This is a genomic window from Streptomyces sp. NPDC018693 (genome assembly GCF_044391385.1).
In the GTDB taxonomy this organism is placed as follows: Bacteria; Actinomycetota; Actinomycetes; order Streptomycetales; family Streptomycetaceae; genus Streptomyces.
Window position 1 is genome coordinate 189,457 of the sequence record NZ_JBIRZZ010000002.1, and the last position, 19,095, is coordinate 208,551.

Annotated in this window: 19 protein-coding genes and 1 tRNA gene; 13 read left to right on the forward strand and 7 right to left on the reverse strand. The window is 71.1% G+C overall.

The window, feature by feature from the left end:
• Positions 1 to 519 precede the first annotated feature (519 nt).
• Entirely contained in the window at positions 520 to 954 is a 435-nt protein-coding gene (locus ACH5AC_RS05180) for an ATP-binding protein (protein ID WP_398860259.1), read from the reverse strand.
• A 261-nt stretch (positions 955 to 1,215) separates the two neighbouring features.
• On the opposite strand from ACH5AC_RS05180, the gene ACH5AC_RS05185 reads away from it, so the two are divergent.
• From ACH5AC_RS05185 to ACH5AC_RS05225, 9 genes are all read left to right on the forward strand, one after another.
• Positions 1,216 to 2,031 carry a hypothetical protein gene (locus tag ACH5AC_RS05185; RefSeq protein WP_398860260.1) on the forward strand — a complete coding sequence of 272 codons (816 nt, stop codon included), beginning with the start codon at positions 1,216 to 1,218 and terminating at the stop codon, positions 2,029 to 2,031.
• Positions 2,032 to 2,196: 165 nt separating this feature from the next.
• On the forward strand, positions 2,197 to 2,961 hold the full coding sequence (locus tag ACH5AC_RS05190) for a YcnI family protein (RefSeq protein WP_398860261.1): 765 nt from the start codon (positions 2,197 to 2,199) through the stop codon (positions 2,959 to 2,961).
• 98 nt (positions 2,962 to 3,059) lie between these two features.
• Positions 3,060 to 3,710, forward strand: coding sequence for an SCO family protein (locus tag ACH5AC_RS05195; RefSeq protein WP_398860262.1), 651 nt, complete (start codon positions 3,060 to 3,062; stop codon positions 3,708 to 3,710).
• Positions 3,707 to 4,156 carry a copper chaperone PCu(A)C gene (locus ACH5AC_RS05200; RefSeq protein WP_398860264.1) on the forward strand — a complete coding sequence of 150 codons (450 nt, stop codon included), beginning with the start codon at positions 3,707 to 3,709 and terminating at the stop codon, positions 4,154 to 4,156. Before ACH5AC_RS05195 ends, ACH5AC_RS05200 begins: the two co-directional genes overlap by 4 nt.
• Positions 4,157 to 4,171: 15 nt before the next feature.
• The gene (locus ACH5AC_RS05205) at positions 4,172 to 6,355 is read left to right on the forward strand and encodes a copper resistance CopC/CopD family protein (RefSeq protein WP_398860265.1); all 2,184 of its coding nucleotides are present in this window, start codon (positions 4,172 to 4,174) and stop codon (positions 6,353 to 6,355) included.
• Between the two features lie 7 nt (positions 6,356 to 6,362).
• Positions 6,363 to 7,637 (forward strand): iron uptake transporter deferrochelatase/peroxidase subunit, encoded by a 1,275-nt coding sequence (gene efeB / locus ACH5AC_RS05210; RefSeq protein WP_398860266.1) that lies wholly within the window; start codon positions 6,363 to 6,365, stop codon positions 7,635 to 7,637.
• Positions 7,638 to 7,735: 98 nt separating this feature from the next.
• On the forward strand, positions 7,736 to 8,668 hold the full coding sequence (pheA, locus tag ACH5AC_RS05215; protein WP_398860267.1) for a prephenate dehydratase: 933 nt from the start codon (positions 7,736 to 7,738) through the stop codon (positions 8,666 to 8,668).
• A gap of 448 nt (positions 8,669 to 9,116) precedes the next feature.
• Positions 9,117 to 10,394, forward strand: a complete 1,278-nt coding sequence (gene serS / locus ACH5AC_RS05220; protein ID WP_398860268.1) for a serine--tRNA ligase — start codon at positions 9,117 to 9,119, stop codon at positions 10,392 to 10,394.
• Positions 10,391 to 11,194 carry an HAD family hydrolase gene (locus ACH5AC_RS05225; RefSeq protein WP_398860269.1) on the forward strand — a complete coding sequence of 268 codons (804 nt, stop codon included), beginning with the start codon at positions 10,391 to 10,393 and terminating at the stop codon, positions 11,192 to 11,194. The genes serS and ACH5AC_RS05225 overlap by 4 nt, the downstream gene beginning before the upstream one ends.
• Positions 11,195 to 11,305: 111 nt before the next feature.
• Here ACH5AC_RS05225 and ACH5AC_RS05230 read toward each other — a convergent pair.
• The 6 genes from ACH5AC_RS05230 to ACH5AC_RS05255 all read right to left on the reverse strand — a co-directional run bounded on the left by ACH5AC_RS05230 (position 11,306) and on the right by ACH5AC_RS05255 (position 15,609).
• Positions 11,306 to 11,390, reverse strand: a tRNA-Ser gene (locus ACH5AC_RS05230).
• A 278-nt stretch (positions 11,391 to 11,668) separates the two neighbouring features.
• Positions 11,669 to 11,917, reverse strand: coding sequence for a hypothetical protein (locus ACH5AC_RS05235; protein WP_398860270.1), 249 nt, complete (start codon positions 11,915 to 11,917; stop codon positions 11,669 to 11,671).
• A gap of 123 nt (positions 11,918 to 12,040) precedes the next feature.
• Entirely contained in the window at positions 12,041 to 12,760 is a 720-nt protein-coding gene (locus tag ACH5AC_RS05240) for an ABC transporter permease subunit (protein ID WP_398860271.1), read from the reverse strand.
• Positions 12,761 to 12,769: 9 nt separating this feature from the next.
• Positions 12,770 to 13,681 carry an ABC transporter ATP-binding protein gene (locus ACH5AC_RS05245; protein WP_398860272.1) on the reverse strand — a complete coding sequence of 304 codons (912 nt, stop codon included), beginning with the start codon at positions 13,679 to 13,681 and terminating at the stop codon, positions 12,770 to 12,772.
• 49 nt (positions 13,682 to 13,730) lie between these two features.
• Positions 13,731 to 14,642, reverse strand: coding sequence for an ABC transporter permease (locus tag ACH5AC_RS05250; protein ID WP_398860273.1), 912 nt, complete (start codon positions 14,640 to 14,642; stop codon positions 13,731 to 13,733).
• Entirely contained in the window at positions 14,632 to 15,609 is a 978-nt protein-coding gene (locus ACH5AC_RS05255) for an ABC transporter ATP-binding protein (protein ID WP_398860905.1), read from the reverse strand. The genes ACH5AC_RS05250 and ACH5AC_RS05255 overlap by 11 nt, the downstream gene beginning before the upstream one ends.
• 515 nt (positions 15,610 to 16,124) lie before the next feature.
• Here ACH5AC_RS05255 and ACH5AC_RS05260 point away from each other — a divergent pair.
• The 4 genes from ACH5AC_RS05260 to ACH5AC_RS05275 all read left to right on the forward strand — a co-directional run bounded on the left by ACH5AC_RS05260 (position 16,125) and on the right by ACH5AC_RS05275 (position 19,086).
• Complete coding sequence (locus tag ACH5AC_RS05260) at positions 16,125 to 16,673, forward strand: RNA 2'-phosphotransferase (protein WP_398860274.1); 549 nt, start codon at positions 16,125 to 16,127, stop codon at positions 16,671 to 16,673.
• Positions 16,674 to 16,705: 32 nt separating this feature from the next.
• Complete coding sequence (locus ACH5AC_RS05265) at positions 16,706 to 17,164, forward strand: hypothetical protein (protein ID WP_398860276.1); 459 nt, start codon at positions 16,706 to 16,708, stop codon at positions 17,162 to 17,164.
• Positions 17,165 to 17,216: 52 nt separating this feature from the next.
• Positions 17,217 to 18,119: an LLM class flavin-dependent oxidoreductase gene (locus tag ACH5AC_RS05270; RefSeq protein ID WP_398860278.1), complete on the forward strand. Its 903-nt coding sequence runs from the start codon at positions 17,217 to 17,219 to the stop codon at positions 18,117 to 18,119.
• Between the two features lie 67 nt (positions 18,120 to 18,186).
• Complete coding sequence (locus ACH5AC_RS05275; RefSeq protein WP_398860280.1) at positions 18,187 to 19,086, forward strand: HAD-IIB family hydrolase; 900 nt, start codon at positions 18,187 to 18,189, stop codon at positions 19,084 to 19,086.
• Positions 19,087 to 19,095: the final 9 nt, after the last annotated feature.

Sequence of the window (19,095 nt, forward strand, 5' to 3'; positions counted from 1 at the left end):
GTTGGCGGCAACCCATCCGGCCGGCGACGCCGCTCTTCACCCTGGACGTATCTTCACGAGCGGTGAGGGGAGCAGCAGGCGCGGTGCGGCCCGGACGAGTCCGACCGCGGCGAGGCCGACCCGGCACCCGCGGCGACGTCGGAGGGATAGTGGGCGCCGTCGTGCACCCGCTCGACGACCACGATCACCGCCGGTACGGCGCATGCCGCGCCGACCCGCGGCCAGGCCGCATGGCCGAACCATGCCTTCGGCGGCCGATGCCGATCCCACAGAGGCTTGGCGAACCGCGTTGGACAGGGACCGCGCGACGGTCATGCTCGCCAGTCCCGCGGCGGGCAGGACCCACCCAGCGAGAAGGGTTCCCCGCGCGCTCGGCGTATGCGGGGGCACAACGCCGACCGCTGCCACCGCGCCCGCGAATCCCGAGGGCACACCGGCCGAGGCGAAACCTTCCGGCATGTGCCCTGTCTGTGCCCTCACAACCTGACGGCGGCCACCGAAGCACCACGCATGCCGGCGCTAGACGGCCACCAACGGTGCGTCATCCCTCCATTTGAGGATCTTGTCGAAGCTCACCACGGCCCCGCGGCGCCCCGGTGTGCTGCCGATGTGGACGTGGTCGGTGAGTTCGCGGATGAGGTACAGGCCGCGGCCCTGCTCGGCGTCCGTGCGGGCCGGGCGGACCGGGGTGTCGGTGATGAAGCCCGGGCCCGAGTCGGTGACCTCGATGCGGCATTTCTCGCCGTCGAGATAGGCGGTGACCCGGTATGCCTCGGAGCTGGTTTCGCCGCCGTGTTCCACGGCGTTGGCGCATGCTTCGCTGAGGGCGACCGAGAGGTCGTAGGAGATGTCGGGGTCGACGCCCGCCGTCTCCATGGTGCCGAGCAGCAGGCGCCGGGCGAGCGGCACGCTCGCGGCTTCGCGCCGCAGGTGCAGTGACCACCAGATGCTCATGCTCCAGCCTCCCGGCCGCGGCTCGACATACCCCTTACGTATTGCCGTAGGAACCGTTGTGTAAGCGCGAATTCAACGTGATGCCGCCCATATGGGCGATGCGCCGGGCGCCTCAATCGGTGTATGTGCTGCCCATCTGCACCAGTCGTAGCAGGAGTGATCTTCCTGGTCCTGCTGTGGTCCTGCTGCCGTGAGGATTCGGCCGAAACCTGTGGACCTGCCGTCGGGGGCCGGTGGGGCCAGTGCGATGATGAGGCCGCCATGACTGACCCCCACCAGCGCACGGCGCGCTCCGGAGTCGATCTCCGGCTGCTGCGGGCCGCGGTGTTCGCCGCGGTCTGCGTCGTGCTGGCCGCGGCCGGACACACCCTGGCCTCCTGCGCCACGGTGCCGCTGTGGACGCTGGGCGCGGGCCTGCTGGGGGTCTTCCTGGTCGTGGCGCCGCTCGCCGGGAGCGCGCGGTCCCTGCCGGGCATCGCGGCGCTGCTGGCGATCGGGCAGACCCTGCTGCACACGCTGTTCGGGCTCGGGCAGCACACCGCCGGCACGGGCGCCGCCTCGGGCCCGCCGTCCGACGCCTCGCTCGTCGAACTGGCCGCACGGCTCGTGTGCGGCACCACCGCGGCCGCCATCAGCCCGGCGCAGGCCCAGCGGATCCTCGTCGACGCGCGCGTCTACGACAGCGCGCACAGCGGCACGGGCATGAACCACTCGGCCGACGTGATTGCCGGGGCCTCCGGCTCACTGCTGCCCTCCGTGCCGATGATCCTCGGCCACGTCCTCGCGGCCGTTGCCGCCAGCTGGCTGCTGCGCCGGGGCGACCTGGCCGTGCTGCGGCTGCTGGACCTGTCGGCCTGGGACGTCGCCGACGCGGCGCTCGTACGGCTCGTACGGTCCCTGCGCGGGGCGCTCGCACTGGTGCGCGCGCTGCTCGCGGGGCCCACGGCGGCGCCGGAGGCCGGGGTCGCGCGTGCCGGGTCGTTCCCGCCGCCGTCGAAGTCGGCCGCCGTCGTACTGCAGCACACGGTGATCAGGCGCGGCCCCCCGGCCGCAGCCGCTCTCGCTCTCGCCGCCTGACACGACGCGACCAGCACTCCCTGGGGGAGGGTGGCCGCCGTGGTGCGGCACACGCGCGTGCGCCGGTCCTTTCAGGTCCGTCCGGTCCATCAGGTCCCTCAGGGTCCCTGTGGGCCCCGCAGGCGCGTCTCACCCGACCTCACTCACCGTGGAGTGTTTGCTGCCATGAAGGCTTCCCGTCTCGCCGCCGTCGCCGCTCTCGCCGGTTCGGCCGTGCTCGTCCTGTCCGGCCCCGCCTTCGCGCACGTCACCGTGCAGCCGGAGGGCACCGCCGCCAAGGGCGGCTACGCCGTCGTCAACTTCCGAGTGCCCAACGAGCGCGACAACGCCTCGACCACCAAGCTGGAGATCACCTTCCCGGCCGACCACCCGCTGTCCTCAGCCTCGCCGCAGCCGGTCGCCGACTGGAAGATCGAGGTCACCAAGAGCAAGCTGGACAAGCCGCTGGAGGTGCACGGCCGGCAGATCTCCGAGGCCGTCACCAAGATCACCTGGACCGCGGACGGCAAGGGCATCGAGCCCGGCTTCATGCAGCAGTTCCCGGTCTCCATGGGCCGCCTGCCCGAGAACACCGACGACCTGGTCTTCAAGGCGATCCAGACGTACTCCAACAAGGAGGTCGTGCGCTGGATCGAGGTGCCGCAGGAGGGCGCGGAGGAGCCGGACAACCCGGCGCCCGTGCTCTCCCTGTCCGCCGCCGCGGACGGGCACCACGGCTCGGACGCCGCGACCGCCTCGCCGGCCGCCGAGAACGCCGCCGACGCCTCGTCCGGCGACTCCAAGACGGCCACCACCACCGAGGCCGCCGACCCCTCCGACGACAGCGACACCACCGCTCGTGTCCTCGCCGTCGTGGGCATCGTCGTCGGTGCCGCCGGTGTGGCGTACGGCGTGCTCGCCGGCCGCCGTCGGGCCACCCCCGGGGCCTGACGTTCCGCCTCGTCCGTGACGCGCACCGGGGACGACGCACGCACGCGCGTGTACGCCCCCGGTGCGCGCCGGATCACCACCATCTGGGACATTTCTCTATGCGCAACAAGACCTTCGCCGCGGCCGCCCTGATCGCCGCCGCCACCCTGACCCTCTCCGCCTGCGGCACCGAGAGCGACAGCGCCGGCCCCGTCGCCGTCGTCTCCGCCGAGACCACGCAGAAGTCCTCGATCGTCCTCGACCGGCCGTTCACCAAGCCGGACCTGGTGCTGACCGACACCCAGGGCAAGAGCTACGACCTGCGGGCCGAGACCAAGGGCAGGCCGACGCTGCTGTACTTCGGCTACACCAACTGCCCCGACGTGTGCCCGCTGACGATGAGCAACATCGCCGTCGCCAAGAAGCAGCTGCCCCAGGCCGAGCAGGACCAGCTGCGCGTCGTGTTCGTCACCACCGACCCGGAGCGGGACACCCCGGCCGCGCTCGGCAAGTGGCTCAAGGGCATCGACCCGCAGGTCGTCGGCCTCAGCGGCGACTTCGCCACCATCCAGGCCGCCGCCCGCACCGTCGGCATCACCATCGAGGCGCCCCACAAGGACAAGAACGGCAAGTCGGTCTCCACCCACGGCACGCAGGTCGTGGCCTTCTCCCCGAAGACCGACGACGGCTATGTCCTCTACACCGAGGAGGCCACCGTCGACGACTACACCGCGGACCTGCCCAAGCTGATCAAGGGTGAGACGCCGTGAGGCGGCTCGCCCTGCCGACCGCTCTGCTCACCGGCGCCCTCGTCCTCACCGGCTGCGGATCCTCCGACGAGGGTCCCGACCTGTCCGTCGGCTCCGCCTACATGCCCCAACCGGTGTCCGACTCCATGGCCGCCGGCTTCCTGACCGTCTCCAACGACGGCGGTACGACGGACCGGCTGACGTCCGTCACCAGCGACCTGGCCGGCACCGTCACCCTGCACACCTCCACCGGCGGGTCGATGGCGCAGGTCGACTCGCTGGACGTGCCCGCGCACGGCCGGCTGGTGCTGGAGAGCGGCGGGAACCACCTGATGTTCGAGAAGCTGGAGCGCAAGCCGCGACAGGGCGAGAAGGTGACCCTGGAGCTGCACTTCGCCGAATCCGGCACGGTCGAGGTCGAGATGCCGGTGCAGTCCGCCACGTACACACCGAAGCACGGCCACTGAGGGAGGGGACCCACCTTGACGCAGGCCATCGCCCCCCGCGTCCGGACGCTGGTGCTGCTGTTGCTCGCCGTCGCCGGCGCGCTGCTCGCCGCCGCCGGGCCGGCCACCGCGCACGCCGCGCTCACCGGCAGCGACCCCGCGCAGGGGACGGTGGTCGAGACCGCGCCCACCCGGGTCTCGCTGACCTTCTCCGAGCAGGTCTCGACCAACGACGACGCGGTGCGCGTCCTCGACCCCAAGGGCAACCGCGTCGACACCGGGGAGCCGACCAACGTCAGCGGGACGACGTACGCCGTGGGGCTGCGCGGCGGGCTGCCCGACGGCACCTACACCGTGACCTACCAGGTCGTGTCCGCCGACAGCCACCCCGTCGCCGGTGCCTTCACCTTCTCCATCGGGGCGCCGTCCGCGACGACCGTCTCGGTGTCCGACGCCACGGCCGGCGGCGGAGTCGTGGGCCGGCTGTACGGGTCCGGGCGCTATCTGTCGTACGCCGGGTTCGTGGTGATGGTCGGCGGCGCCGCCTTCGTGCTGGCCTGCTGGCCACGCGGGACGTCGGTGCGGGCGGTGCAGCGGCTGGTCGTCTCCGGCTGGCTGGCGCTCACCGCCGCCACGCTGTTCCTGCTGCTCCTGCGCGGCTCCTACACGGGGTCCGGCAAGGTCGGTGACATCTTCGACCTTGCGCTGCTGGAGGACGTCCTGCAGACCAAGACGGGCGCGGCGCTCGTCTCCCGGCTGCTGCTGCTCGCCGCCGCGGCGCTCTTCATCGCCGTGCTCTTCGGGGCGTACGCCCGCCCGTCTCCCACCACCACCCTGGACGACGGCGCTTCGCGCCGCCCCCTCGATTCAAGGGAAAACGAGGAGAAGAAGGACCTGACCTTCGGGCTCGCCGTCGGCGGGACCGTCGTCGCGGCCGGGCTCGCGGCCAGCTGGGCGATGTCCGAGCACGCGTCCACGGGGCTGCAGGCGGGGATCGCCATGCCGGTCGACGTCCTCCATCTGCTCGCCGTCGCCACCTGGCTCGGCGGACTCACGGCACTGCTCGTCGCGCTGTACCGGGCGCCCGTTCCCGTGGGATCCCGCGCGGTACGGCGGTTCTCGACCCTCGCCTTCAGCAGCGTCGTGACCCTGGTGGCCACCGGCACGTACCAGTCGTGGCGGCAGCTCGGATCGTGGTCGGCGTTCACCGACACGTCGTACGGGCAGCTGCTGCTGACGAAGATCGCACTCGTGGCGGTGCTCGTCGGGGTCGCCTGGATCTCACGACGGTGGACGAGGCAGCTGACGGACGGGGCGGCCGCAACCGAGGCGGCCGAGGAGGATCGGGTCACGGCCGGGGCGGCGCGGGCGGCCGGGGGCGCCGGGGTCGCCGGGGTCGCCGGGGTCGCCGAACGATCCGAGAAGCTCTCCGCAAGCGCCGCAGACACCAAGCACACCACCGCGACCACCGAAGCCGCCGAAGCCGCCGAAGCCACCGGTCACGCCAATCCGACCACCAGTGCCGCCAGTGACCCCGAGCCGGCCACCCAGGCCCCCGGTGACCCCGAGTCCGCCACCGCCGCCAGTGCCCCCATGCCGACCAGTGCCGCCGGTGGCACCAATGCCCACGGGAGCCCCGCACGCGCCGCTCAGCTCGCCCGGCAGCGGGCCGCTGTGGACACGGCGCGGCGGAAGCGGGTGCGGGACTCCGATGCGGGGCGGTTCGGACTGCGGCGGTCGGTGTTGGCCGAGGCCGGTGTCGCTGTGGTGCTGCTTGCCGTGACCACCGTGCTCACGTCGACCGAGCCGGGCCGTACCGAGCTGGAGGCCAAGGCGGCGACGGCGGCCTCGTCGTCCTCGGCCACGGAGGGGACGGCCGGGGCGGTCACCCTGGACATGTCCTTCGACACCGGGGGCACCGACGGCAAGGGCGTCGTCCGTGTCGACCTCGACCCGGCGCGGGTGGGTGGCAACGAGCTGCACGTCTATGTCACCCGGCCCAACGGCCGCGCCTTCGACATCCCCGAGGTGAAGGTCGCCTTCACCCTGGAGGCCCAGGACATCGGGCCGCTGCCCGTCGTCCCCGACCACATCACCACCGGCCACTGGTCGGCGAGCGGAGTGCAGATCCCCATGGCCGGCGCATGGAAGATCGCCGTGACCGTGCGGACCTCCGACGTCGACCAGGTGACCGTCTCCAAGAACGCGCAGATCGGCTGAACCGCACATGCCCGACCACCAGTCCATTCCGCAGGCCCGTACGTCCACGGAGGCCGCACCCCAGCAGTCCCCCGGCCTCTCGCGGCGCGCGCTGCTCGGGAGCGCCGGCGCCACCGGCCTGGTGCTCGGCGCCGCGGGCGGGGCGGCCGCCGGGTACACGGCCGCCCCCGCACAGGCCACCCCGCTGTCCTCCGTCGGCAGCGAGCGGGCACTGTTTCACGTGAAACACCAGCCCGGCATCCTCCAGGGCCTCCAGGCCCGCGGCCATGTCGTCGCCTTCGACCTCGCGGCGGGCGCGGGCCGCAAGGAGGCGGCCGCGCTGCTGCGCCGCTGGTCGCAGACGGCCCAGCGCCTGATGGCGGGTGAGGCGGCGCCGCACGACGACACGGATGTGGCCCGGGACGCGGGGCCCTCGGCGCTGACGATCACCTTCGGCTTCGGCCACAGCTTCTTCTCCCGTACGGGCCTGGAGAAGCAGCGGCCGGTCGCCCTGGACCCGCTGCCGGAGTTCTCCTCCGACCGCATCGACAGGAACCGCAGCGACGGCGACCTGTGGGTGCAGATCGGCGCGAACGACGCGCTGGTCGCCTTCCACGCCCTGCGCGCGATCCAGAAGGACGCCGGCAGCGCGGCCCGGATCCGCTGGCAGATGAACGGCTTCAACCGGTCGCCGGGCGCCACCGCCCACCCCATGACCGCCCGCAACCTGATGGGCCAGATGGACGGCACCCGCAATCCGAAACCGAGCGAGCCGGACTTCGAGAAGCGGATCTTCGTACCGTCCGACGGCGACCCGGCGTGGATGGCGGACGGCTCCTACGCCGTCGTACGCCGTATCCGGATGCTCCTCGACGACTGGGAGAAGCTGTCGGTCACGGCGCAGGAGCAGGTCATCGGGCGCCGCAAGTCCGACGGGGCGCCGCTGACCGGGGGCACCGAGACGACCGAGATGGACCTGGAGAAGGAGAACGCGAACGGTCTGGTCGTCCCGCTCAACGCGCACGCGCGGATCAGCCGGCCCGACCAGAACGGGGGCGCGGCGATGCTGCGGCGGCCGTTCTCGTACCACGACGGCTTCGACGCCGACGGCACCCCGGACGCGGGACTGCTCTTCATCTGCTGGCAGGCGGATCCGCTGCGCGGCTTCGTCACCGTGCAGCGGAAGCTGGACCGGGGCGATGCGCTGTCGCCGTTCATCCGGCATGAGACGAGCGGGCTGTTCGCGGTGCCGGGCGGGGCGGCCGAGGGGGAGTACGTGGGGCAGAAGTTGCTGGAGGGGTAAGCGGTGGTGGCGGGGTGAACGGGGCTTCAAACCACCCGGGCGAGTGATTGTCGCGAGACGCATCGGCCGTGTGTGCGTGGGCCCATTAGGGTGAGGTCATGCCAGCGAGCTATGCGTATCTCGGTCCTGAGGGCACCTTCACCGAAGTCGCCCTGCGCACGCTTCCCGAGGCGGCCACCCGGCAGCTGATCCCCTACGTGTCCGTGCAGTCCGCCCTCGACGCGGTCCGCGCCGGCGAGGCCGAGGCCGCGTTCGTGCCGATCGAGAACTCCGTCGAGGGCGGTATCACCACCACCCTGGACGAGCTGGTCGCGGGCGCCCCGCTGATGATCTACCGTGAGGTGCTGCTGTCGATCACCTTCGCGCTGCTCGTCCGGCCAGGCACCCAGCTGACGGACATCAAGACGGTCTCGGCGCATCCGGCGGCCCAGCCGCAGGTGCGCAACTGGCTGAAGAAGAACCTCCCGGAGGCGGTCTGGGAGTCGGCCGCCTCCAACGCGGACGCCGCGCGGCTGGTCCAGGAGGGGCAGTACGACGCCGCCTTCGCCGGTGAGTTCGCGGCGGCCCGGTACGGCCTTCAGGCGCTGGAGACCGGGATCCATGACGCGGAGAACGCACAGACCAGGTTCGTACTGGTGGGGCGCCCGGCCCGGCCGGCGGCGCCGACCGGCGCGGACAAGACGTCGGTCGTGCTGTGGCAGCGGGACGACCACCCGGGTGCGCTGCGCGATCTGCTGGGCGAGTTCGCGACCCGGGGCATCAACCTGATGCTGCTCCAGTCCCGGCCGACCGGGGCCGGTATCGGCAACTACTGCTTCTGCATCGACGCCGAGGGACACATCTCCGACCGACGGGTGGCGGAGGCGCTGATGGGGCTGAAGCGGATCTGTCTGGAGGTGCGCTTCCTGGGGTCGTACCCGAGGGCTGACGCCACATCGGCGGATGTGCTGCCGCCGCGGCAGGGGACCTCGGACGAGGCGTTCACGGCGGCGGCGGACTGGGTGGGGCGCTGCCAGGACGGGCGGTTCTAGTTATCCACAGAAGTTATCCACAGGTTGGCTTCTCGACCTGGGGACAAGTCGACACCATTACGGTCGGTCAGTCGACAAATCGCCCTTTGGGGCAGCTCCGGGGCCCTCACCCCACAGGTCACCCTTCGTCCACTTGTTTCCTTCGATCAATCCTTTGGGGCGACCGTTTTCCACTCGAAAGTGGGCCCACGACCGGTTTGATCCATGAATTCATCACCCCGGAAACCGGCTCCGGAATGATCGATTCCCGTGTCCACAGAACTTCCGCACACCTTGTGGATAACTTTGCGGCGGACGCGCCACCTGTGGACAAGTCCCGTCCTCCGCAAGGGAATCCGGTCAATACGGGACCTCTCACCTGCCCCGTCCCGGGGAGTGAGACACTCTTCATTGACCGTCAGGAATAGTGAGTCGTGGGCGATGACCGGGCACCGGTAGCCTTGACCCCGTGATTGACCTTCGTCTGCTCCGTGAGGACCCCGACCGTGTGCGCGCGTCCCAGCGCGCCCGTGGAGAGGACGTCGCGCTCGTCGACGCTCTCCTGTCTGCCGACGAGCGGCGCAGGTCGTCCGGCGTCCGCTTCGACGAGCTGCGCGCCGAGCAGAAGCAGCTCGGCAGGCTCATCCCCAAGGCCGCCGGCGACGAGAAGGCCGAGCTGCTGAAGAAGGCGAGCCAGCTCGCCGCCGACGTCAAGGCGGCCGACACCGAGCGCGACGCGGCCGACGCCGAGACCCAGGAGCTGCTGCTCCAGCTCGGCAACCTCGTCCACCCCGACGTCCCCGTCGGCGGCGAGGAGGACTTCGTCACGCTGGAGACGCACGGCGAGATCCGTGACTTCGCGGCCGAGGGCTTCGAACCGAAGGACCACCTGGCGCTCGGCACGCTCCTCGGCGCGATCGACGTCGAGCGCGGCGCCAAGGTCTCCGGCTCCCGCTTCTACTTCCTCACCGGCGTCGGCGCCCTGCTGGAGCTGGCCCTGGTCAACGCGGCGATCGCGCAGGCCACGGCGGCCGGCTTCACGCCGATGCTGACCCCGGCGCTGGTCCGCCCGCAGTCGATGGCCGGCACCGGCTTCCTCGGCCAGGCCGCCCAGGACGTGTACCACCTCGACAGCGACGACCTGTACCTGGTCGGCACGTCCGAGGTGCCGCTGGCGGCGTACCACATGGACGAGATCATCGACGCCGACCGGCTCCCCCTGCGGTACGCGGGCTTCTCGCCCTGCTTCCGCCGCGAGGCCGGCTCGCACGGCAAGGACACACGCGGCATCTTCCGCGTGCACCAGTTCGACAAGGTCGAGATGTTCTCGTACGTCGCTCCCGAGGACTCGCAGGCCGAGCACCAGCGCCTGCTGGAGTGGGAGAAGCAGTGGCTGACGTCGCTGGAGCTGCCGTTCCGCGTGATCGACGTGGCCAGCGCCGACCTGGGCTCCTCGGCCGCCCGTAAGTTCGACTGCGAGGCGTGGATCCCGACGCAGGGCAAGTATCGCGAGCTGACGTCGACCTCGGACTGCACCGAGTTCCAGTCCCGCCGGCTGTCGATCCGCGTCCGTGACGGCAAGCAGGTCAAGCCGCTGGCGACGCTCAACGGCACGCTGTGCGCCGTACCGCGCACCATCGTGGCGATCCTGGAGAACCACCAGCAGGCCGACGGCTCCGTGCGCGTGCCCGAGGTGCTGCGTCCGTACCTGGGCGGCAGGGAGATCCTGGAGCCGGTCGCCAAGTGAGCGCGGCCTTTCCCTATCGGCTGATCGCGACCGACCTCGACGGGACGCTCCTGCGCTCCGACGAGTCGGTCTCGCGGCGCACCCGTGAGGCACTCGCCGCGGCCACCGCGGCGGGCGCCGCGCACATCGTCGTCACCGGGCGCTCGGTCCCCTGGACCCGGCACATCCTCGACGACCTCGGCTACCAGGGGCTCGCGGTCTGCGGTCAGGGTGCGCAGGTCTACGACGCCGGGGAGCACCGTCTGCTGACGTCCGTGACCCTGGACCGGCAGCTGGCCGGGGTCGCCCTCGCGAAGATCGAGGCGGAGGTCGGTCCCCTGTATCTGGCGGCCAGCCGGGACGGGCTGGACGGCGAGGTGCTCGTGGGGCCGGGGTACGCGGTCACGGGGCAGCTCCCGTCGACGCCGCTCATGGACGCGGCGGATCTGTGGAGCGCCCCGCTGAACAAGATCTACGTACAGCATCCCGACCTGTCCGACGACGAGCTGGCCTCGGCCGCCCGCCAGGCCGCGGGAGGCTTCGTCACGGTGGCCATGGCGGGCGAGGGCATCGTCGAACTGTTGCCGCTGGGGCTGTCCAAGGCGACGGGGCTGTCCCTGGCGGCGCGTCGGCTCGGGCTCAAGGCCGCCGACACGATTGCCTTCGGCGACATGCCGAACGACATCCCGATGTTCGCGTGGGCGGCGCGGGGTGTGGCGATGGCCGGGGCCCATGAGGAACTGAAGGCTGTCGCCGACGAGGTGACCTCGTCGAACGAGGAGGACGGCATCGCGGTGGTCCTGGAGCGTCTGCTGGGCTGAGGCCGCCGGGGAACCGCGGGCCGTAGGTGGCCGATCGCGCGGTTCCCCGCGCCCCTGGGTGAGACACCTGGTCCCCTGCGGTGACCAGCGGCCTGCTCGTACAACGTCTCGCGGAGGATGCACGGATCGAACGTGCGCGGGGTTTCCCCCGACCACGGCTTAGCAAGCCGGTGCCTTACCACTCGGCCAATCCTCCGGGTGGGCGGCCCACGCGAGCGCAGCGGCATCGCGTGCTCGAAGCGGCCGCCCCGGGCAGCTCCCCGTGTGGGGCGGGCTCGACGGAGCGGTAACGGCTACTCCGGAGTCCGCCGCGGGCTGCCCTGTCGGGAGCTGGACGTACTGCCGTGCATGGACATCGTCCCGCTCCTCTCCCAGACGGTGGCGCCGGACCGTTCAGCCCGGCGGCGTGCACATCAACCACTGTGCCCGGGAGGCGAGTTGGCCGCCACCGAATAAAAACGGCGGCCGACTTCCCTACCGCCGCCGCCACTTGCGGCGCCGCGCCTTGCTGAAGAACCAGCCCGCGGGCGGCTCGTCGGAGCGCCACGGCTGCGGCTCGGGCTCCTGGTCGCGCCAGCGGGCGGCGAGCATACGGGCGCGGGCCGAGGGTTCGGTCGTAGCGGCGGAGCGTATGAAGTCGTCGTCGAGGACGAGGGGGTTGTCGTCCCATTCCTCTTCGCCCGGCCGTCCCTGACCGCCGTTGCCCCTGACGTCGTCCGCCATCCCGTCCTCCTGGCCCAGTGCCTTCGCCCAGTGTGCCCGGACGGGGGTGAAGCCCCCGTCAATAACGCCCCCGTCAATGACGCCCAGGTCGACAACGCCCCGCCAGGAACAGCGGGCCGCCGCCTACTCCTCGCCCGCCAGCGTCAGCGCCCGCAGTTTCTGACCGGCGTACCAGGTCGCCAGCACGGTCACCGCGATCAGCAGCACCGTGGCCGTCGTCAGCCCCACGTCGGAGGTGACGAGGTCACCGCCGGCCACCTCGTGGGCGACGGCGAGGGACCACTGCTGGACACTGAGCGTGCGCGCACCCTCCACGAGGGAGCCGAACAGGGCCTCCCAGACCAGCGCGTAGACGAGCCCGAACACCACCGCGTGCCGCGACACCGTGCCGAGCAGCAGGAACAGCGCCGCGTAGGCGATCGAGGACACCAGCGCCGCCACCGTGTAGGCCACGGCGATCTGCTGGCCGTTGCCGTTGAGGATGAACCCGGCGATCAGCGTCGGCAGCGCCGAGAAGACCATCGTCACCGCGATCGCCACGATCAGCTTCGTGAAGATGATCGTCGGGCGCTTCAGCGGCTTGGAGAGGAGATAGACCACGGAGCCGTCGTCGATCTCCGGGCCGATCGCGCCCGTGCCCGCGATGACGCCGATGATCGGCACCATCGTGGCGAGCGCGAGTCCGCCCAGCAGGTCGGCGGCGGTCTGGTCGTCGGCGCCCGCCAGGGCCCGGACGATCACGGAGATCGCGATCAGCAGCAGCGGCAGCGCGCCGAGGATGAGGGCCCGGCGGCGGCCGAGCAGGGCCCGGTAGGTGAGCCGGGCGACTGTGGGGTCGTACATCAGGGCCTCCTACGCCGCGACCAGGTACGAGAAGACGGACTCGAGGGACTCGTCGGACGGCGAGACGGTGAGCAGCCGGATGCCGTGGTCCCGGGCGACGCGGGGCAGCAGCGCCGTGAAGCGGGGGAAGTCGACGGCCTGGATGCGCAGCGCGCCCTCGGCCACGTCGACCTCGATGCCGGATGTCGACGGGTCGGCGATCAGCGCGGCCGCGAGGGCGCGGTCATCGCTGGAGCGCACCAGGTAGCGGTGCGGCCGGTCGGTCATCAGGCGGCGGATCTTGCGGAAGTCGCCGCTGGCCGCGTGCCGTCCGGCCACGACGACCTCGATGTGCCAGGCGAGCTGTTCGACCTCTTCGAGGATGTGGGAGGAGAACAGCACGGTGCGGCCCTCGTCGCCCATGCGGCGCAGCAGGTCCATCAGCTGCATGCGCTGGCGCGGGTCCATGCCGTTGAAGGGCTCGTCGAGGAGCAGGAGCGAGGGGTCGTGGACCAGGGCGCTCGCCATCTTCACGCGCTGGCGCATGCCCTTGGAGTACGTCTGGATCTTGCGGTCCTGGGCGTACTCCATCTCGACCGTCGCCAGGGCCCTTTGGGCGGCCTTGGCGCCGAGGCCGTGCAACTCGGCGTTGGCGACGACGAATTCGCGGCCGGTGAGGAAGTCGTACATCGCCTCCCGCTCGGGGACGATGCCGATGTGCCGGTAGATGGCCTCGTTGCGCCAGACCGGTTGGCCGTCGAGGGTGACGGTGCCGGTGGAGGGGGCGAGGAAGCCGCCCATCATGTTGATGAGGGTGGACTTTCCGGCGCCGTTGGGGCCGAGCAGGCCGGTCACGCCGGGGCCGATGGTCATGGTGATGTCGTTGACGGCGACCACGTTGCCGAACCAGCGGGAGACATGGTCGAGGGAGAGCGTGGTCACAGTGCCACCTTCTTGTACGCGGTCACGGTCCCGACCTTCTTGTACGGGGTCACAGACCGACCTTCTTGTAGCGGCGCATCAGCAGGCCGTAGCAGGCGGCGATGACGCCGAGGGCGACGAGGACGTACACCGCGCCCTCGCCGTTGGACGGGCCGACCCCGCCGGGGAAGGCGGAGTCCCCGCCCAGGAAGGCGGTCTGCACGCCGTCGATGAGGGTGATCGGGGAGAAGAGGCCGATCCACGGGATGGCGCCGGCGCTCTCCTGGACCTCGGCGATGGCCTGGAGGGTGGAGACCGTGCCGTAGGAGATGGTCAGCACCGCGATGACGGCGGCGATGCCGAAGCCGCGGCGCGGGGTGACCGAGGCGATGACCAGACCGACACCGGCGAGGAGGAGGGAGAGGAGTGCCACGGAGACGAGTCCCTGCGCGAATCCCTTGGTCTGGTCGACGAAGTCGAGCTTGGCCAGCAGCGCGCCCACGTAGAGGACGATCAGCGGGACCGCCGTGAGGAGGAACAGGGCGGAGGCCAGCGCCGCGTACTTCGCGCGGACGTAGTCGGCGGTCTCGATGGGCCGTGAGAAGTACAGGGGCACGGTCTTGAAGCGCAGGTCGCGTGAGACCGACTGGGGTGCCTGCGAGGCGACGTACAGGCTGATCACGGCCTGCATGACGATCGCGTAGCGGGTGTAGTCCAGGGGGAGCGCGTTGGCCTTGGTGGCGACCGCGACGGCGACCATGATGGCCGCGGGCACGCACATCACGGCGAACAGCAGCATCGGCAGCACCTTGGACTTCACCGAGCGGCCGAGGCCGTAGGCGCCGCGCAGGGACTGCGAGTAGAGGGAGCGGGTGGCGTAGGAGCGGCCCAGGCGGGGGCCGTCGTAGCTGCGGTAGCCGATGTTGTGGATGCGGGTCTGGTCACCCGGCTTCGCGGTGGCTACGGGGTGGTCAGTTGCCATGGCCGACGGCCTCCTTCCGCTCCTGCTGCGGTGCTTCCTCGTCCTTGAAGACCTCGGCGATGTGGTGCCGGCGCTGTTCCATGCGGACCAGGCCGAGGCCGAGGTCGGCGACCACGTCGCGCACCAGGTCGTAGGTCTCCTCGCCCTGCGCGGTGAGCAGCAGGATGTGGCCGGCGCCGGGCAGGCCGGTGCCGGCCTGGACCTCCACCGCGCGCGCGTGGAGCGCGTCGCGCAGTGCGCGGGTGCCGTCGGGGTGCGCGTCGGTGTCGGTGACCTCGACCGCGAGGGTGGTCGTGGTCTGGGTGAAGTCGGTGGTGGAGCTGGAGCGCAGCAGCTTGCCGCCGTCGATGACGACGACGTGGTCGCAGGTGCGTTCTAGTTCGCCGAGGAGGTGGGAGGTGACCAGGACCGAGATGCCGAAGTCGGTGTGGATGCGGCGGATGAGGCCGAGCATCTCGTCGCGGCCGACCGGGTCGAGGCCGTTGGTCGGCTCGTCGAGGAAGACCAGCTGGGGGTCGTGGACCAGGGCCTGGGCGAGCTTCACGCGCTGCTTCATGCCGGTGGAGTAGCCGCCGATGGGGCGGTAGCGCTCCTCGTAGAGCCCGACGTGGCGCAGGGTGTCGGCGGTGCGCTCACGGGCGGCGGCGGGCGGCAGGCCGGACATGCGCGCCATGTGCACGACGAACTCGGTGGCCGAGACGTCGGGCGGCAGGCAGTCGTGTTCCGGCATGTAGCCGACGCGCTCGCGGATGGCGGCACCCGATGACGGGGCGGCGACGTCGAGGCCGAGCACTTCGGCGCGGCCCTCGCTCGCCGGGGACAGACCCAGCAGGATCTTGATCAGGGTGGACTTGCCGGCGCCGTTGGCTCCGACGAGTCCGGTCACACCGGCTCCGATGTCCACGGACAGCCGGTCGAGCGCGGTCACCCGGGGGAACCGCTTGCTCAGGCTTTCGGTCGCGATCACAGTCACGTCCTCGACGGTAGTGACACGGGGCGCGTCGGTCGTCAGACCGGGAGGCGTTTCGGTGTCCGACCCCAGATGTAGGGGTTCCGTAAGGGATCCCCTCCTTGAGAGGTACGGGCACGACTGTTGACGCCGCCCGCTGGAGAGGGCACGACTGGGGGGTCGGTGCAGTCCTGGGAAGTTCGTGACGGCCGCGCGCACCGAGGGGCGGATCGTGTCCTTCACGTCGATGTCCGGGCCGTCTCCGGACCACTTCGGCCAAACGCTGGCCCGGCGGACGCTGCCCGCCCGGCGCTGGGGCCCGCGCACGTGCCCCGATCAACTTGCCGGGTGCATCACGGAGTTCGTGACCTGAGTGCGCTGAGGGGGTTGGCGCGCCATAAGCCTCGGCTGTAGGGAGGTTGTTGTCCACAGGGCCGGTCAATTCCTCTGTGGATAACCGCAGTTGCTTGTGGATCAAACATCCGTGGAGAAATCATTCGCGTGATTCACGTCTCTCCCGGCACGCTGGAGGCGTGGACGAAAGACGAACGGTGAGGGTGTCGAAGTACCTCTCGAAGCATCTGCGCCATCAGCCAGAGAGGATCGGCCTCACGCTCGACGAGGGCGGCTGGGTCGAGATCGACGCGCTGATCGCGGCGGCGGCCGCCCACGGGTTCCGCTTCACACGGCAGGAGCTGGACCACGTGGTCGCCGCCAACGACAAGAAGCGGTTCGCGGTCGAGGGCACCCGCATCCGCGCCAGCCAGGGCCACAGCGTCGACGTCGACCTGGGACTGCCGCCGGCCACCCCGCCGGCGTACCTCTACCACGGCACCGTGGCCCGCTTCCTCGACGCGATCCGCGCCGAGGGGCTGCGCCCCATGAACCGGCACGCCGTGCACCTCTCGGCCGAGCGGGAGACCGCGACCCGGGTCGGCGCCCGACGCGGCCGCCCCGTCGTGCTCGCGGTGGACGCGGGGGCCATGCACCGCGACGGGCATGTCTTCCACGTCAGCGCGAACGGCGTGTGGCTGACGACGGCGGTGCCACCGGAGTACCTGCGGTTTCCCGCGGAGCACTGAACCGTTGGTCAAGAGGCGGCGTCTTCCCGGTCATGAGCAATGGTATGGACCACCTGCCGACCACCGAGGCCGCCGTCGTCGCCCTGCGAGCCCTGGCCGCCGAGTACGGGCGGGACATCCGGGTCACCCATGACATCGGCGCCGACCAGACGTCCCGACGCAGTGCCGCGGGCTTCGGCGTCGTCGCCGATCCCGACGGCTCACTGCCGCACGAGGCGCTGGTCGAGCTCAGCGGCTCCCCCCGGCTGAGCGTGCGGCTCCACCCGGAGGACGACGCGCTCATCACCGTCGACGGGGTCGAGTGCCCAGACGTCGCCCGCGACGACGTCCCCGTCTTCGTGCGATCCGTCTACGACGGCCGTGCCTGGGTCAGGGCGCGGCGCTTCCCTCCGGGCTACTTCCTGATCGTGCCGCTGCCCAGGGACCGTACACACAAGGAGTACATGCCGATGATCAACCTCACCCCGTGGTTGAGCAGCCGCGTGCGGTGACCGCTTCCGGGGTGTTTCACGTGAAACACCCCGGACGGCATAGGGTCGAGGCATGAGTCTGCGTCTGAGCACCGTGATCCTCCCCTACCGCCGCTGGCACGAGGGCGGCCGTTCCGCGTGGACGCGTGCCGAGCAACTCGGCTTCCACACCGCGTACACCTACGACCATCTGTCCTGGCGCAGCTTCCGCGACGGGCCGTGGTTCGGCGCGGTCCCGACGCTGACCGCCGCCGCGGGAGTGACGGAGCGGCTGCGTCTCGGCACGCTGGTGACCTCGCCGAACTTCCGGCACCCGGTGACCCTCGCCAAGGAGCTGATCTCCCTGGACGACATCTCGGGCGGCAGGGTCACCCTGGGGATCGGCGCCGGGGGCACCGGCTTCGACGCCACCGCTCTGGGGCAGGAGCCGTGGAGCCCGCGGGAGCGTGCCGACCGGCTCGCCGAGTTCGTGCCGCTGCTCGACCGGCTGCTGACCGAGGACTCCGTCAGCCACGAGGGCACCTTCTACTCGGCGCACGAGGCGCGCAACATCCCCGGATGTGTGCAGCGGCCCCGGCTGCCCTTCGCCGTCGCCGCGACCGGCCCGCGCGGGATGAGGCTGGCCGCACGGCACGGACAGGCGTGGGTGACGACCGGGGACCCGAAGCTGTACGAGAACGGCACGCCGGAGGAGTCGGTACGGGCCCTGCACGGGCAGGTGGAGAAGCTCGGGGACGTCTGCGCGGCCGAGGGCCGGGACGTGGCCGGGCTGGAGAAGATCCTGCTCACCGGGTTCACCCCGGACCGGGGGCGGCCGCTGGGCTCGCTGGACGCGTTCGTCGACTTCGCGGGGCGCCATCAGGAGCTGGGCTTCACCGAGCTGGTGATCCACTGGCCGATCCCGGACTCGGACTTCGCGGCCGACGAGAAGGTCTTCGAGCAGATCGCGATGGAGGCGCCCGCACAGCTGCGGTGAGGTGATGGCGTGAGGTCGTGTCGTCTGGGCCTCATCTGTGCGGACTCCCGCACGCCCGTGCGGGCATATGCGGGAGAATGGCCGGGTGACCTCAGCGACCAGAGAGCCCGAGACCCCCGCCGCCCTTCTCCCGCCCCGGCTGATCGCCACCGATCTCGACGGCACACTGCTGCGCGACGACAAGACGGTCTCCCCCCGCACGATCGCCGCGCTCGCCGCCGCCGAGGACGCGGGCATCGAGGTCTTCTTCGTCACCGGCCGCCCGGCCCGCTGGATGGACGTCGTCAGCGACCATGTCCACGGGCACGGCCTGGCCATCTGCGGCAACGGCGCCGCCGTGGTCGACCTGCACGGCGGCCCCGGCACCCACCGGTTCGTCAAGGTGCGGGAGCTCGCGCGGGGGAACGCCCTGGACGCCGTACGCCTGCTGCGTGAGGCGGCGCCGGGCACCGTGTACGCGATCGAGCAGACGTACGGCTTCAACCAGGAGCCGGACTATCCGAAGCTGCACATGGAGATACCGGACACCCTGGCGCCCGCCGAGGACCTGCTGGGGCCGGACGCCCGAAGCGCGCACGAGCCGGTGCTGAAGATCCTCGCCTATCACCCCACGCTCGACCCCGACGCCTTCCTCACCCTCGCCCGCCTCGCCGTCGGCGACCGCGCCAACGTCACCCGGTCCAGCCCCAGCGCCCTGCTGGAGATCAGCGGACCCGAGGTCTCCAAGGCCAGCACGCTCGCCCTGTGCTGCGCGGAGCGCGGCATCTCGCACGAGGAGGTCGTCGCCTTCGGGGACATGCCGAACGACGTCGAGATGCTGACCTGGGCCGGCCGGTCCTACGCCATGGGCAACGCGCACCCCGACGTGATCGCGGCGGCCTCCGGACGGACCGTCGCCAACAACGAGGACGGAGTCGCCGTCGTCATCGAGCAACTGCTGGACGAGCGCGGCCGACAGTCGGTCTGACTCAGACGG